1 protein-coding gene (only partly in view) is annotated in these 17674 nt (G+C 70.6%); it reads left to right on the top strand.

The window, feature by feature from the left end:
- On the top strand, nt 1-17674 hold the 3' portion of the coding sequence (locus OG332_RS07310) for a hypothetical protein (RefSeq protein ID WP_327412677.1). It extends 60443 nt beyond the left edge of the window; 17674 of the gene's 78117 nt are visible here — the last part of the coding sequence; the start codon falls outside the window, past its left edge; it ends in the stop codon at nt 17672-17674.

Below are 17674 nucleotides of genomic sequence, written 5' to 3'. Positions count from 1 at the left end.
CCTTTCCGAGCTGCCCGAACCATTGCCGGCCGGTGCATGGGACCGGGAGATCGTCACTCGCGCCGTCACCCGTCCCGGGACCGACCGCGTTATTGGCGTCGAGGCCATGGCACCGTCCCTCGAACCCGCCCGGACCAGGCGAGTCGTCGAGACCTTCTTCGACGCCAGGACCTACGAGGTGGTCGACCAGCGGTTCCCCCGGAGCAGCGGAGCCCGTGCTCTTCCCTGGGACGGATCGGGCGACGGCTTCGTCCTGAGCGCTCGCACGGGTCAAGGCATGTACTTCTCCGTCGGATCCGGCAGAGGACGACGCATGGTGACGGGCAGGGAACTCGGCCGTCACCTGCGGGTGCTGCTCGAACACTTCCGTCCCGGGGAGCAGCTCGCTCTGGTCCTCGACGCACCACGGTCAGGCCGGGTGCTTCCCGGCTTGGCCCCCCTCGCGCAATCGGTGGCGGCCGCGAACCCGCGCCAGACCGTGTGGGCGCCGAACTCCGGCAGCTCCACGACGATCCAGTCCGACGGCACCGTTGGACTGAGCCTCGAGAACCACTCTGCCGAGCCGGCGCCGCGGTGGCTGTCGTTCACGGCCCCTGACAGGGCTGCCGTCGACGCGGCCGCGCGGGACGCGGAAGCCGTCTTCGGGGGGGCTTCGGGGCGGTACGCCGCCCTTTACGGCACCGCGCGCTGGGAGGAGCTGGCCCGGGCGTACGAGGACGCCCTCGGCCGGACCCTGTCCGGCAACCGACGACTGGTCAGGCAGGCTCGTGCCCTCGTTCGACGGCTCTACGAGAGCTACTTGGCGGCGGAGCCGAACGACCCCGACCTGGCGCTGCGCAAACTGCTGCCGACGGCGGACCCGGCCACCCTCGACCACGCGGGCATACGAGCCCACCTCTTCGACCCGGGGTCCGCGGTCTCGCTCCGGGAGCTCGTGACCGTCCTGGCGGACAGCCTCGCCCCGGGCTTGTGGGCGCAGCTGCGAAACGAGAACAGCGGGGCCTCCAGGAACCTGCGCACACGCGGCCTCCTGGCCATCAGGAATCCCGGGCTGCCCCGTGAGATCGTGAGGGCTTTGAAGGAGCACATCAACCTGACCGAGACGGGTCTGGAGGTCGTGCGGGCCGTACTGATGGGAGGCTTGCTCCCGGACAACCTCTATTCCCTCTATGACCTGTTCGATGCCCTGCTGCCCCTCGATCCGGGTGCGGGACTGGAAATCTCCCTCCAGTACGGCGACGCTGCGAACCTCTACGGATACGTCCACCGGCTCCTGCTGCCCTACCAGCTGTGGCGGACACGCCAGGACCCGCCCGTGCTCCCGCCCCATCACACCGCCTACACCGACCTGGTCGCCCCACTGTTCCCCGGCCGCCCCCAGTCGGCGTACGCCCTGGCCCTGTCGTTGCTGAGCGGGCCGGACGCACCTTTCCTCACCGCTTCCTACGCCGGTGCCGAACACGACCGGGAAGTCGTCCGTGCGGTTCTGGCTGCGCTGGACGGTGCGGGCCGCCGCTTCCCCGTCCTGCTGATGCGCGATCCGGCTTTCGCCGAACTGGTCGACGAGTTCGCCACCGCAGCCGAGGACGTGCGCCCGGCCTTGCGGCGAGCGTTGCTCACCCGGGCCGGTCAGCTGCTCGGCGACCTGCGCCGGGAGACCCCGGCGCACCGGGCGATGGCCCTTGAGGCGCTGTCCCAGCTGGCGGCCGCGCCCGCCGGCGAGGTCGTGTGGCTGACCATGTCCGGGCCGGCGCAGCGCGTGGCCACACTGCTGGTGCCCGAGCTGTACGCCGGCACGTGGGACCGGGCACAGGCACTGCGCGATCTTGTGGGTGCAACCGCCGGAGGCGAGGGCGTGCTGCGGCTGCTGGTCGAGGTGGAGACCTCGACGGCGTACCGCGACGTGTCGGAGTTCTCGTCGGATCCCGGCCGCGGGGAGGGGCGGTTCGCGCGACCGGAGACCCTTCGCGTCCTGGACTGGCAGGAGCGGCGGGACGAGGCGGGCGGCCGGTACGTGCACGTGCGCGCCACCGCTGCCGGGACGGAAGTACAGCCGGACGAGGGTGCGGGGCAGGCGGGGGCGGCATCGCGGAACGAGCCCCTGAGCGCCCCTGTCGCGTTGACCCGCCCGCGGCTGCTCCTGCTGGGGCTGCCGCAGACGCCGATCATGGACGACGCGGCTGTGTACGGCAGTGCCCGGTGGGAGGAGCTCACCGGCCAGTACGAGGCGGCCGTCGCGCAACTCCTTGGGCAGGGAACCGAGGTAGTGGCCCAGGCACGCGCCGCGGTGGCCCGCCTCTACACGTACCTGTCCCGGAAGCACGGGGAGAGCGCCGCCCGCGGAGCCTTCTTCGACCCGGCTCCGGCCCGCTCCGGAGCCGCGGCGGCCATGCGTCGGCTGCTGGACCCCGGCGCTGGCGCGACCCTCGACGAAATGATGACCGCCTTCGCTAACGCGGCCTACGCGAACTCCACCGACACCTACACCCTGAGCCGTTTGTGGCGCGACCGCCCCGAGGGCGGCGCGGACCGCGGTGTCAGCCGCTTCTTCACCGCCTCACGGCACACACTGCGCGGTGTGGTGGCCGGCCACGCGCGGCCGGATGTGATGCCGAGGTCGGCCATCCCGGGGCCCCATCCCGAAGTGCGGACCATCCGGCTGCCCGAAGAGGGGGCGGAAGCCGGTTCGACGTCCACTACGCGTGGACTGCGGCGGAGGCCCGGGGGCGTCGACTCCGTGGAATGGCTGGTCCGGGTCTATCGGTGGCTGAACGTACCGGGCAGGGACGCCGGGCGTTTCCGCGACGCGTTGATCGCCGCCGGCCACTCCATGGTCGACGTCCTAGAAGCGTTCCAGCGCGTCGCGGGCGCGCGGTCCGTCGGGGAGCCCGATCCCGCCACGGCCGACGGCATGCAGGTGTACCAGTGGGCGGCAACCGTGCTGGTGCCTGACGGCCGGGCCACCGGCTCCTTGCCGGCACCGGGGCCGGACGAACGCCTGTGGCCGCCGCATCTGCGCCGTTACGCCGAGCTGATGGGCGAACTGGCACCCGCTACCCGCCTGCCGGGCGAGACACCGCACGAGCTGGCGCTGCGGCTGCTTGACGGGGCCGACCCGGTGCTGGCGGAGCGGCTGGGCGAGGAGTCGCCGTTGCACCGCGCGGTGGTGACGGAGGCGTTGGAGGCGCTTCCCCTGGTGGGCGGACCTGTCTGGTGGGTGGAGCGGACGCCGGGGAACCCGGCTTCCGTCGTGACGGTAGGACGTTTCCACCGTGCGGTCACGGACCCCGAAACCACCCTGCAACAGGCATTCACGCTCTCCCGGTCCGCCATCGGCCTGGCCGAGCGCGAGGGCAGCCACCCCGTGCTGTACGAGGTGGAAGGCTCCTCAGGACGCGACCTCTCCGCCGTCGGCGAGGCAGGTGCCGTTCGCTACGTGCGGCCGACGAGGTTCCGCGTGGTCTCCAGGGCCATCGCGGTAACGCAGTACGGCCAGTCGTATGTCCTCGTGAAACTCCGGGAGAGCGGCGGGACCCCGGTTTCGGCATGGTCGCGTGACGACGTAAACAACCGCGTGTCCGGTCTGGACGGGCGGTACACCGGTGAGTCCGCCCATGCCGCGCAGACGCCGCCGCAGGGGTCCGGGGCGGAGCCGGCGCGCACGCCGGCACCCGGCCGGGCGGTGCCGGTGGCGGAGCCCGACGAGGAGGACTGGAACAGCGGCTCGGACGAGGAACCCGCGGGTGATTATGACGCCGTGACCCGAGACGCTTGGATGCTCTCCAGCCGGTTCCTCGACGGCCTGCGCTTGGACCCGGGCCGTTCGGGACCGGTCCAAGACGCAGCGCGTTCCGAATCCCGCCCGGTGCCCGTACGGGAGGGTGTGGCACGGCACTTCGAGCCCTTGATACCGGCCCTGGGGGACGCGGCTGTCTACGGGAGTGCCCGGTGGGAGGAGATCACAGACGAGTATGAGGTTGCCGTCGCCGAGCTCCTGGGCGAGGACGCGAGGGTGGTGGCGGAGGCCCGGGCAGCGGTGGCCCGCCTTTACGCCTACCTGTCGGGGCAGCACGGGCAGAGGGCTGCCCGGCGGGCCTTCTTCGTCCCGGCTCCGGCGCACGGCGCTGAGGTGGCGGCGATGGAGCGGCTTCTGGATCCGGGCGCGGACGCCACCTTGGACGAGCTGATGACCGCCTTCGGCAACGCTGCCTACGTCAACCCCGAAGGCACCCACACCCTGAGCCGCCTTTGGCGCGACGGCTCCAGGGGCGCATGGCGCGGTGCCAGCCGCTTCTTCACGGCTTCGCGGGACATGCTGCGCCGCGCGTCGGCGGGCGTCACAGGTAACACACGACTGAACAACGCAGAGGCGGCCAACCCCGGTCCGTATCGGGGGAAGGTGTCCGCTCCACTCGTCAGGGAAGGTCTCGAGCTGCCGTTCCTGTCTGGTATGAGGGGGCTGCGCTGGGGGCGTGGTCGCGCCGATTCTGTGGAGTGGCTGCTCCGGGTCCACCAGTGGTTGAACGTGCCGGGTGGGGATGTGCTGCGGTTCCGTGAGGCGCTGATGGCCACCAGTGGTCACTCTCTGGCCGAGGTCCTCGCGGCGTCTCACCGTGCGGGTGTGTACAGCGTTACCGATCCTGATCCCGGTACGGTGGACGGCACGGGGTTGTACCGCTGGGCGGGGACGGTGCTGGCGCCGGTCGGCCGGGTCACCGGTTCAGGGGGCCCGAGCCGTCCGGCGAGCCAGTCGGGTTACGTTCAGCGTGTCGGTCCGGGCATGGGGGTCTCTGCCGTTTCCTCCCGGCGGCCCTCGATGGAGTCCAGGCTCCGGACACCCGTGCGGGGGAGCAGTGTTCGGCGTGCGGGGGCCGTGATTCCCTGGCCGGCGCTGGGTACGGACGAGCGGTTGTGGCCGCCGCACCTGCGTGTGTACGCGGAACTGCTCGGTGAGCTGGTGCCCACCACACGCCTGTTGGGGTCGGGTCCGGTCGATGCCGCGCGGGCCGGGGAGCTGGGCGGCCGGTCCACGCTGCCGCGTGAGACGCCGCATGGGCTGGCCCTGAGGCTTCTTGGCGGGGGTGCCGAGGTGCTCACGGACCGGCTGCGTGATGAGTCGCCGTTGCACCGTGCGGTGGCGACGGAGGCGTTGGAGGCGCTTGCGGAGGTGGCGGGGCCCGTCTGGTGGGTCGGGCAGGAGTCGGGGGATCCGGTCCTGGGGCGTCCCGGGGGGCTGGTGGTGGAGGTGGGGCGGTTCCACCGGGCGACCACGGACCGGGACGCCGCCGTGCGCGGGGCGCTCACGCTCGCGAGGTCCGGCGCGGGGTCCGGCGGGGGCGTGGGTGAGGCGCGCTATCCGGTGCTGTACGAGGTGGAACGTTCCTCGGGCCGTGACCTTTCCGACTTCGACGGGGAGGGGGTCGTGCGTTACCCGGGGCCGGTGGAGTTCCGTGTGGTGTCGTGGGCGACGGAGACGGCCGGGAGCGGGCACAGTTACGTGCTCGCGAGGATTCGGGAGGTCCCGGTGGCCGGGCGGATCCCGGTTTCGGCGTGGGCGCGTGATGACGTCAGCAGCCGCGCGCCCAGCATGGACGGCCGGCAGATCGGCGAATACACCCACGCCGCCCGGCTACTGGTGCCCGAACCCCGTGCGGAATCGGCGCACGTCCCGGCGCAGGCGCCCGATTCCGCGCCGCACTCCGCCGAGGGCACCGCGCGAGCCACCATCACGGCCAATGCCGCCCTGACGGTTGTCGTCGAGGATCTCGGCATCGATCCGGCAGAGCCGTCCGCCCTCGCCTCGACAGCCTCCGTAGGCGGCAGCCCCGCCCCGGCCGACGGCGCGCGGTCGGGGGTGGTGAGGCCCGGTTCGTGGCGGTTGCCGTCCTACTTGGAGGAGATGCGGGCCGCGGGTACGGCCCGTTTGACGGCGCCGACCGGTATGCGGTGGATCGCCGATGAGGTCCGGGCGCTGACCGCGAACGGGTCTCCCGACGCGATCCTGGACGCGATCACCGCTGGCCCGGAGGTGTTCCTGGGGCACGGGAAGCCGTTCCAGGTGCGGGGGGGCGACGGCTGGTACGACGTCACCGTCACCATGGGCCGTGACCCCCAGGAGCCCCGGACGCTGATCACCGCCGCTGACCTCGGTGGCCGGGCCGGCGATCACAACCGCGTGAAGCGGGCCACCGAGGCGGCCAGCGCGTTCGGCAGCAGCTCCACCCGGGGCGTGGGCCTGCGCTACGCGGGCATGCTTCTCCTCCCCACCGACAATCCGTTCTTCCTCGCCGGTGCCATGGCCAACGTCAACGTCCCCGTCCGCCAGTGGTCCACACGGACGGACCGGTCGCTGGCCGTCGCAGAGGGCCGGATCCTGGTCTCTCAGAACGGCCTGGTCGCGGTACCCCGCCAGGTGATGTGGCAGCTGCGCGTCCAGAAGGCCGGTGTACGGCACCCGCTGATGCGCGAGGGCCAGGGCTCGGTCGTGGCGCATGTCGCGATCGAGGAACTCGTGCCCGTCGGAGTGACGGCACGGCCGCCGCGGATGACCCCTCTCACTCCCGCTGTCGCGGCCCGTCTCAAGGTGGCCCTGTCACTCACACCGCTGTCCGCCGACACGGGGAGCCCGTACCCGGGCAACGGCAGCCTGTTCGGAGCGATCCAGAGCCAGGTCCACCCCTCCGTCATCAGCCATGGCGCACCGGGACGGACAGTGGCGTACGAGGCAGCCTCCTCCGAGAACTTCGTCCGGGACCTGCCGCGCATGCTGGCGGACTGGGTCCCCTCGCAGGACATGGCGAGCGCCCACGACACGATCACCGGTGGTTACCGCATGAGGGCAACCATCACCGCCGTTGCGCCCCTCACCCGGCTCGGTGGCGGAGCGGGAACGACCCCTGCGGCTTCGGCCGCCGACGGTCCCGCCGCCGTGGCAGGCCCCCTCTTCGAGGACAGCGCCGCCGTACCCCGGCCCCTGGTGAGCGGCTCCGACCTTCGGGGCATGGCACCCTTCCACGAGTCGGCCCTAGGCCGTACGACGCAGGTCACGAAGAGCGGTGGATGGGGCATCGCGGTCGGCCCGGGTATCGCCATCGGAGTCATGGCGGGCGGCCCGAGGGCGCGGGTGTTCCTGCAGCCGGGCCTGGAATCGAGCTGGAGCCGGTCAGCGGCATCGGGCACCCAGACCGTCGCCGTCCAGGGCAGCGAGATCCTGGCACCCCAGGTGTCCTACCAGGCCCGCGTCAGGGTCGAGGTGAGCGGCATGGGCCCGCGTCCTCGCACTCGCCCCGGCTCGGGAAACCGGCCGAGCGAGGCGGAGGTCACCGTCTGGTTCCACATGAGTGCGCAGGAGGCGGCCCATCTGGGTCTGCCGCTGCCCGAAGGCATGACCCCCTCACCACTGTTCGATCACCCCGGCTTCGACCGGGTTCTGCCCGCGGGCCCGTTGGGGAGCAGCGCGAGGCTCGTCGGGCTGGACACCAGCCAGCTCGTGGCGGCCATCGAGGGCCGGTTCCGAGAATTGCCTGCGCTGGCGGGTTACCTTCCGGGCTTCGACGCCTCCGACCAGCGGTCCACCTGGATGGCCCCCAAGGCGGACGAAACCCGCATGCGGGAGAACTATCGCGCATTGACGACCACGCTCTCCGCAGTCAACCTGATGACCCGTAAGCAGAAACTGCTCACCTCCGGCGTCGCGGTCAGGCTGCGCCGTAAGCACTGGAACGACACGGAACACCTCCTGGTCCGTGTCACGGGCCGGCTGCGCGACGACATCGCGTACCGCGGTGACATCAAGGACTGGTCGGTCCTGATGGTGTCGGGCCTGAACACCGACGTCCAGGGAGCGGCCGCGAGCCAGATGGGCGCCTCCCTCCGGGCCCGGTTCAGCGTCAAACCCGTTCCCGGCCACCTTTACCTCGCAGCCACCGGTGCCCTCGGTGCCTACAGCATGCGCGAATCGCAGTCGGCTCTGACAGCGAACCGTATGACGGGCACGACCATTGCCGGTCAGGACCCCGTGAGCGTGTTCGAGTCGGTGCTCGTCTTCGACGTGGAGATCACTTCCGTCCGGCGGCCGCGGCAGTGGCAGCGCATGGCCGTTCCGGGCGCCCCGGGCCGGGAGACCCCGGTGTCCACCGTCCATCTGGACACCACCGCCTCGCCGGAGGCCCTGTCCCTCGCGGCCGTACCCGTCATGCTGACAGCACCGACCGCGCTGACGCTCAAGCAGCCGGCGGCCGCTGCCGGGCTCGTCCGCGAGCGGCAGCTCCCGATCCCCATCGCGGTCCTCCCGGCGCGCGGTATCGCTGACATGTACGAGACCCGGTGGGCGGCCCGGCCGCAGGAGAGCAGGGTCACCGACTGGCTGTGGATGGAGGACACAGGAGCCGACCAGGCCGTGGTGGACATGGCCCGGGAACTGCTGACCGAGGCGGCGGGAGGCGACAGCGCGCTCGGCGTACCGGAGCTGGATCCTGGCATCCTCGTCGAGGACGCTTTCAGCCCCGAGGCCGTCGAGGCCGCTTTCCCGCTCGCCACCCGCAACGTCTGGGTGGTCGACGGGCTGCGCTTCGAGCGCAGGCTGGGCAGTATCCGCGGGGCGGTCGGCGTCCGCTTCCACGCGGTGCACCCCACCGTCGTGCACGTCACCGGCGGCAAGAAGGAGGCCGGTGGCAAGGAGAGCGCGGTGACGACACCGCCGCTCGACCAGGTGTACGCAGGTGGACACCGTGCGGGCTCGGCACGCGGAGGCGGGTTCACGCTCTCCGGCGGAGGGTTCGTGGGCGGCGCGGGCGTCGCGATGCCGACCCTGTGGATGTTCGGGGGGCTGGCGGCCGGCGCGGCTCGTGGCTGGTCACGGGCCTCCTCGTACGGCATCGGCGGCAGCATCGAACGCACGACCGCCTCCGTCAAGGGTGACCGAATGTTCCTGGTCCGGGCCGATCTCGATGTCCTGATGGTGGCCGAGGCCTCGCTGCGTGACGGCACCCCGTCGGTCGCCTGGGGGGGACGCAGGGTACCCGGTGCCATGTCCGCTTGGCTCTCCGAGGCCCAGGTGCGGGAGCTCGGCCTGGACGCACGACCGGACGCGCTGCTCAACACGTCGGCCACTACCTCCGCCCCGGATCCGGTGGCCCGGTTGCGCCCGCCGCACGGGGGCCCGCTGGGCTTCGGCCGGATCGCGCACGTGCCGGACTTCAGCCGGCTGCTGTCGGGCCTGCGGACACGGCTGGCGACTCTGGGCGGCAGGGACCACACGCCACTGCTGCCCGCACAACTCGTCGCGGACCGCTACCGCAACACGCAGCGGCTCACCAACCTGCTGAACACGATCGGAGGCCAGTCGAGGCTTGCCAGTGCCCTGGACGGTGGCAGCACCGTCACCCTTTACGGGAGGAACGGCAGCCCGGCTTACGTCGTCAGGTTCTCGGTGACCCGTGGCGAAGGCACCTTCGATGGCCGCCCGGACGATCGCCCGACCATGGAGCTCACGCAGAGCGCCACCCAAGAGGAGACGCTGGTCCGTGGGGCGAGCAGTGTCAAGCAGGGAGGAGCGTTCGCCCTGCCCGTCATCATTCTCAACGGTGAGGACGGCTACAGCGGTGGCTCACCGGCCCCGTTCGTCTCCGCCGGAGCGGAGACGAATCGGACGAACAGGCAGGCACTGAAACGGAAGTACGAGAACTCGGTTCGCGTCGGTGTCTCCTCCGACGTCGAAATGGTCCGCCTTCGTTACCCGGTGCAGGCGAGGCTGGAGGTGTTCAAGGCGGGCTTGGGGGTGGACTTGACGCCGGATGCGGTTGTCGAACTCGATGCTCCTGAGCAGGGGGAGGACGATCGCTATCTGCTCCAGGACATGCTGGAGTCCGACTTGCACGCGCTCACCCGCGTTCGGGCGGGTCGGGTCCCGGCCGCATCGCTCTGGCTTCCGATGAGCCGCTCGCAAGCTCTTGAGGACTGGCAGGGGCAAGGCATCCGACTGCCGGCCGAGGCCCAGGTCGACAGCAGCAGCGGTACCCCGCTGCTCCGTTCAGCTCTGCGGCAGTTGGCCGTGGGTCTGGGAACGAGGGCAGAGGTCAATACCGTCGGGACGAGTGCGTCGGAGGCGGTCGAGGGACTGTTCTCCACCGAGTGGACGACCGCGGCACTGCCCGGGCTCATCGCAGGCCAGCGGCTGCCCGACCTGTTCGTTTCCGGGCTGCTGATCGACGACGACGTGAGTGTCCGCCTGTACTCCCGCTTCACCAACGGGGAAGTTCTCGGGCCCGTCGACCGGATGGAGTTCGAGATCGTCGGCGGAGCCGGTACGGACGTACCGACGCTCGTCGAGAGCAGTTTCGGGACAGGTACCTCCGACGGGGAGTCGGGCGGCCCCTCGGCCTTCGGCGGGGGCTGGCTTCGCTACCGGGAACCGGACGTGCACGATCAGCAGAACAGTGGCGGGCCGATCCTTGGCGGTGCTGTTGGTCTGGGTTCGGGGGTTGGGTCGGGGCATAGTCCGCTTTCGCGGTTGAACACTGTTGCTGTGCTGGTCCAGTTTGATGTGGATCTGCGGTTGGAGGCGGGCCGTAGTCCGCGGCTTGGTGTCGGGTCGGGGGAGGTTCGGGGCACGGTCGAGGTTCCGCTGCCGGTTCCGGTGGTGGTCCGTATGGATCTGCGCTCGGCGGCCGCGATGGTGCGCTCCGGTGCGTTGCGGGATTCCGGGAACCGGCTTGGGCTGGGCCGGCCGGCACTGGCTCCGGCGCCGGGGTGGCCGGTGTCGGCTGTGATGCACGTGGTGCGTGATGTGAAGGGGAAGGTCCTGGGTGAGGCGTCGTTCAGCCCGGGGGAGTTCGCGCGCCGTGAGCCGGCTTTGCGGCAGGCGGCCGGGGCCGGCACGTATGTGGAGTGGAGCCGCGGTGCGGATGGCCGCCTCGTGTCCCGGCTGGTGCCGATGCCGCTGGAGTCACGTACGCGTTTCCTTCTGGCGGGGAACGGGGACAGTGATCATTTGGCCGTGGCCCTCGCCGATGGAGGAACAAGGCTTTTGCGGGGGGCGGATGTCGCGGGTGCGGTCATGGGCCGGCCGCACCTGGCGACGCTTTCCTCCGGGACGGTCATCGTGCTGCTCCAGCGTGGCACGGGAGCGGCGGATTCCGCGGTCGGTCGTTTGGTCAGTGATGCCACGGGTCTTGCGGTCATCCAGCCGCGTTGGGGGGCGGCCGCTACCGCGGCGGAGGGTGCTCAGAGCGGTTACGTGCATCTTCTTGAGGCTCCTGACGGGACGCCGGGCGGCTGGCTCGTCCATCATCCCGGCGGACGTACGCAGTCCCACATTCCGGATGCTGTGCCGGTGGTGGACTGGACGGCCCCTGGCTACCCGGCGCCCGTGTTCCACCTCGGCGCCTCCGCCTCCGCCTCCGCCTCCGCCTCCGCCTCCGCCTCCGCTTCCGTTTCCGTTTCCGCTTCCGCGGTGGTCCGTCCGTCTGCGGGGCTGGTCAACGGCCCGGTTGCAGGGGGTTTCGGGGAGCAGGGTCCGCAGCTGCGTGTTCTGGCGGACGGTGGCGGGAGGGCGTTTGTCTGGACGGTGTTCGGGGAGAGGGATTTCGGGCTGCGGGAGAAGGCGTATCGGCGTCTGCGGGAGGTGTCGCACTACGAGCAGTGGAGCGTCGCGCCGTCGGGTGAGGCTGTGGCGGTGAGGGTCGCGATGCCCGCCGGGGGGAGTGGCACCGCGTTCTTCGCGATGCACGGCCGGACGGCGGACGCCCTGGTCTCCGGGCTTTCCGTCGACGGCCCCGTCCGCCCGGAGTGGGCGTGGGCGAGGGATCTTGTGGACGGCGGGCTGGCAGCCGCGGGCTTCCACACCCTCATGTTCATCGCGTGTGCTCCGGATTTCCCCGTCGGCCGTCCGGCCGCGATGGACGCATCTTTGCGGCGGCTCGCTGAGCGTAGTGGCCTGACGGTCTTGCGGCCGCAGGGCCGCATCGCAGTCGTCCCCCCCGCGACCGCGACTTCGACCGGCGGGTCACCGGGTGTTTTGGATCTTCCTGTCGTTCACGTTCTGGAAGATGTCCGGGGGCGGGCCACGGGATGGACGGTGGTACGTCCGGGGCGGCGGCCGGAGGCGTCGCCCGTTGCGCTGCCCGCGTCCCCGGGCTCGGTGAGGTTCGCGTCGTTCTATGCGGACCGGCGGTGGCGGGCGTTGAGCTTCGAGTACGAGCAGGCGCTGGCGGAGGAGGCTGCGGGGGGTGATTCGGCCGAGGTCGTGAGCGGGGCGATCATGGGCCTGCTCGATGTTCTGACGCGGATCCATGGTGCGGACGGGGCGAATGCGGCCTTCTTCCCCGGGGGAGGCCGTGTGCCGCAGGGCGCGTGGTCCGTGCGGGAGTTCATCGGCTCCGAGCCGGGTGCGGCTGCGCTGATGGACGCGTTCGCGCGGGCGGTGTACTCGGATGCGCCCACGTCGCTGGTGTCGACTGTGCCGGGCCTGATCACCAGGCCGGCGGTGGTTTCGCCGGGCGGGGACGGCGGGCTGTACCGGTTGGCGCATGACGCGCGCGGGTTCCGTTATGCGGGGGGCAGGCGGGGGCCGGCGCTGGCGCTGATGGAGGCCTACCGGGCTTTGGGGGCGGATGCGGAGCAACAGCTTCGTTTCCGGGGGGCGGTTGTGGCCTGGGCGGTGCGCTCGGGTGTCCAGTCCCTGTCCGAGGTGCTGGCCGACGGTCAGAGCGCTGGTGTGGGCACGGCCGATGACGCGCTGACGACCGCGTTGGCGACGGACGGATCACGCCTGCACCAGTGGGCCGGACAGCACTTCGCCCCGGCCCGGACACTCCCGCACCACCGCCTGTACGCCGAGCGGTACGGCATCAACGGCGGGCGCGTGGTAGGGGACACGGCCGGCAACCACACGGCAATGGCTTCGGTGCTGGCGGGAAGCGGGTCGGCCGACGCGGTCGGCATCTCCTCCCGGCTTGTCATCCCCGCGTGGAAGACCGAGGCCCGACGCGAGCTACAGGCGCCGTACCTGACGGCGGTGAACGGGTACGTCTCTCCGGACGACCGTTTGTTCCACGCTTTCCTGCAGGCGAGCCGTCTGGGGGACCGGAACGGTGAGTGGCTGATGAGAGCCGCGATCCGGCACCTGGCGATGGAGCGGGGCCAAGGGATCTCGAACGGCGTTCCGGAATCACTGCTGACCGATCCCGACTTCAGGGCGCTGGCCGCTGACCTCGTACACCTCTTGAGCGGGCCGCCGACAGACGAACTCAGGGCGGGCATTGACCGGGCGTTGGCCGTGGTCACGGACCGTGTCCGTGCCTGGATGTCCGCACAGGCCGACCTCGCGGCCGAGGCGCTCGACCTGCTGGCGCCTTCTCAAGGTGTGAATGAGCGGACCAGTGACCGTCGCGTGTTCGTCACGATGGAGGCGATGCCGTCGCGTCCGTCTGCGGAGTTCGTCAACGTTTACGGTTTCGCTGGTCTGGTTCGGTCGGTACGTGGTCAGGACCGGAGGTCGCGGCGGCCGCAGAGCCTTGTCATCGAGCGGATTGTCGGGAGTGGTGGCATGCTGCCGACGCCTGAGTCCCGTCGTGTTCGGAGTGTCTCCGGGGACTGGGTTGTGCGTTTCGGGGGGAATGAGGTGCGTTTGCGTGAGGTGGCTGGTCTCGGCAAGCGTCTGGTTGAGGGTGTCGTGCACGCTGTGCTGTATTCGGCGCCTGAGTTGTTTGACACGGCGACCGGTCGTGAACTGGGCCTTGACCCGCAGGCGATGCTGCCTGAGAACGTTGAGGCGGTGCTGGCGTGGGTGGGCCGCTCGGTCACCGAGCCGGACATCCCGGCGGGGGCGTCCCTCCTGGAGTCCAGGCGGTCGCTCACTTTGAAGGAGCTTTTCGAGGCCGGTGTCGAGCCGAGTGTGGTCGTCCGTACCCAGGCCGCTCTCCAGGGGGGTGCGGTCACGGTCAGGGATGCGAGGCTGGGCCGGGCTGACCAGGCGCGTCTCCTGCTGGGCCGGGAGGACAGGCGGGACGGTCTGGTGAGTGAGCTCGCGGCGGACCTGATGGGCCGCAAGCTGGGGTTCCGCGTCGCCCTTGCGGAACTGGAGGACGCTTCTTCGGTGCGGCACCTGGGGGGTGCGGGGGGGCCCACTGTGCTGCTGGTCCTCCAGGACGGGCGCTACATGGTGGGTTTGATTCCGCCTGTGGGCGTCGCTGATCCCGCTGGTCTGGAGGAGGGGCCTTTGCGGGTGACCGCGGTGTCCGCGCCGCCGCGTCCGATGGAGGTGCTGGGCGACGTGCCTCCCGGGACGGAGCCGGATCCGGGGGGTCGGGAGAGGTTCGCCGGGGTGGGGTCGGCGGATCTGGGCGGGGTGCTGGGCCGGCGTGAGGTGTTCACGGATGGCACTGCCCGGCCCCGGCGGCTGGTGACTGATTACACGCTGACGTCGCCGTTCGTTGGGGGGCCGGATGTGCCCGATGCCCGGAAGCTGGCCGAGGCGCCGTCTGTGTACCGTCTGTCCAGCCGGACGGGTGTGGCCCCGGGCCAGGAGGCTGGCGATGTCTTCCCGCGGTTCGTGGCGATGCGTCCGGTGGAGGTGCAGGAGCATCCCGTGCTGGCGGTTGCGGGGGACGGGAACCTGGCTCTGGCCGTCCATGGGGGGCAGAACCGGGAGTTCTTCGCGACGGAGGAGGTGGTGGCCGACGCTCACAGGCACCTCGGCCTGACCGGCGCGAAGCTCACGCTGAAGGTTGATCACTCGACGTATGCCGAGTTCGCGCATGACGGTGTGCTGAAGCGTCTGTACAGGGTCACGCCTGAGATACGGGGTGAGAAGAGTTCCCTGACGCGTGACTTCTCCGCGAAGATCCTGGGCGGTCAGCACCAGAACCTGGTGCTGCACGACGCCCGGCCCCTCGCGGAGGGGGGTACCGCGGCCACCGCCGCGCCTCTGGCCCATTTCGGTCACGACAAGGAGATCTCCGGGCCCGCCTACCTGGCGCAGGGGCTGGTGGAGGCCTTCCACGCACCCGAAGGCCGGCGGGACGTCCTTGGAGTGGAGTGGGGCCGCGCTCTTCTGGACAATGTCTGGAACTCTGTTGAGCAGGACTGGCCTGCCGTGGGCAGGGAGTACGGGCAGGCCCTGTTCCGTGCCAAGCATGATCTGCAGGCCGCGTGGCGCTGGTGGGAGCTGATCCAGAAGATCGGTGTCAACGAGTCGGCCATCGCCCAGAAGCCCGGTGACGGCTATGTCGTCCAGGCGCTCGCGCATGCGGTGACCGATAATGTCCGCCTCTACGACGAGGACTACGCGCACGGCACCGGTCCGGACACGCCCGCGGTCCAGCAGACGGCCGGCTACCACTTCGCGCCGGTCGTGGCAGGCGACGAGAACCACCACATCGCCCTGCAGATGTTCACCTCACGAAAAAACTTCAACCAGGACATGCGCGACGCCGTCGAGGCCAACCTGGCGCACTATCCCCCCTCCGAACTCGACCGGTGGGAAGCCCCCGCGGCCCCTGCAGACCCCGCGGCCCCCGCGGCCCCCGCGGTCCCGGCGGCTCCGGCGGTCCCGGCGGCTCCGGCGGTCCCGGCGGCTCCGGCGGTCCCGGCGGTCCCGGCGGATCCCAAGCGCGCCACGCGTACGCACCTGGCCAAGACGCTGCGGCTGATCCATACCCTGCGTGGGAAGATCGCCGCTCTGGACGCGGACCCGTCGGCGCAGGCCGATCCGGTCGCGGCCAGGGACGCCCTGGTGGCGCAGGAAGCACGGACGATGACTGCGGCGATCGCGCACATGAGCAAGCTGTCCGTGGACACGTACGGCGATCCGAACGAGGGCTGGTTCTTCACCATGCACGGGCGGAGCCCGGGGGAAAGCTTCTTCGACACGTGGGCCGGCCCGGACGACTCGGTGTTCGCCAACCCCATGGTCGTCCTGGTCAAGGGCGGTCACAACGACGCCAAGATGGAGGGAACGGCCATGCCCGGCGCACCACAGGGCCTGAGCGACTTCCATCGTGAGCGCCTGGGCAAGATCGCGGAGGAGATCGCCAAGGTCGGCCTCTGGCGGATCGCCCAGGGCATACGGCCCCCGGCGATCCGGTTCACCGCCCGGATCCACGAGGAGGAGGACCTGCGGACCGCCGCCGAGCGGATCGACACCGTGCTGGGAGCCTTCCAGGAGGCCCTCGCCACGAGTCTCGCCCGGCGCCAGAACCTGGACCCGCTGCCCGGCAACACCGCCGTGGAAACCCGCCACTTCGAGCTGGTACGGGACTTCGCACTGCGCCCCGAGCGCGAGGCGTGGCAGGGCAGCACCGACGGATCACTGGACTCGGGGTACGAGCTCGCGAGCTCGACGGACGGGACGCTTGACACGGTCCTCTCCCTGACCATCGAGCAGCTGAGCACGCTCGCCGTCGACATCGGCGTGCACAAGCCGAAGAACCAGCTCTTCCGCCAGCGCGACCCGCAGGCCGTCACCCCCCGCGAAGCCCTCCAGACGAAGGAGACCGTGTACTTCGTGCGTGACGCCCTGGGCGGCAGCGGTCTTCCCGACAAGCGGCTGCTGACCGCGGGCAGGCAGCTCCAGGCACTGCTGCACCGGGAGTTCGACCAGAACGGGGCCCCACGGCCCGAACACCTCAACCCCCTGATCCACCGCGTTTTCGGCCTCGCGCCCGACACGCCGGTGTCCCAGGCACACCGCTCAGAACTCTTCGAGCTGGCCGCACAGGCCAAGATCAAGCGTGTCGGCCTCACCACGGACCGACTACGGCAGATCCACGACCGGACGGCGTCACCCCTGGCGGGCCTGGCCCCCATCCCCATGCATCCACTGATCCGCCAGGAGACCACGAGACTGCAAGCACCCGGACTCCGAGTACAGACCCAACACGACTACGGAGTAGCGATGCTGGGCCGACTGTCCACTGCTCCGTCGTTGGCACCCACCTACAACCGCGTCCACTCCATACTGGACCAGTACGCCGCTCCCTCCCTTGTAGAGCAAGAGGCGGAGACTCCCTCGCCTGACCGGGACAGCACATCGCTGTCCCAGACCTACGATCCGAGGGCCCTGGATGCGCAGCGACGCCCAGCGGTGGACGACGGCCCCCCGGATGCCATGGCTCTCATTGCCCGACTGCGGGAGCAGGCGAACCTAGTCGACGAGTGGACGGCTGCCTACATAGGCCGAGACGTAGAGGCGAACCGAGAGCTGCACCGGGTGGTGGAAGCTGTACAGCTGCGGGCGACGGAGACCCAAATGGCAGCCGTCGCCGGCCTTGGCTTCCGAGACGGCCTGAACGAGGACTTCGGCACCCTCTTCAGCGCGCTGGAGATGGGATTGCTGAGTGATCTCCTGGGACCCTTCACACCACCCCAGGTCCTTCGGAGCGGAACCCCCTCCGGAGCCCGCCCGCCCGCCGTGGGCGCCGGAGGGCGCGGCGCCGACGCGATGGCCTGGGCGTTCAACGTCCGTCCCTCCCTCGACAGTGTTCCCCTCACGGCAGGCACGGCCTACTCGCTGATGCGGTACGCCGTCGAAATGCGCCGCCAGTGGGGGATCGAGCCCGACCTCGATCTCTTGCAGCTTGCACTGATCGGGTCCCGCCCCGAGGCGACGGACGAGATCCTCCGCGGCACACGGGTCCTGTTCGACGAACTGGCCGTGGGCCACGGGACCTGGTGA

The sequence above is a fragment of the Streptomyces sp. NBC_01233 genome (assembly GCF_035989305.1).
GTDB lineage: Bacteria > Actinomycetota > Actinomycetes > Streptomycetales > Streptomycetaceae > Streptomyces.
Note: the sequence above shows the minus strand (reverse complement) of the source record. Positions and strands in the feature narration are given on the sequence as shown.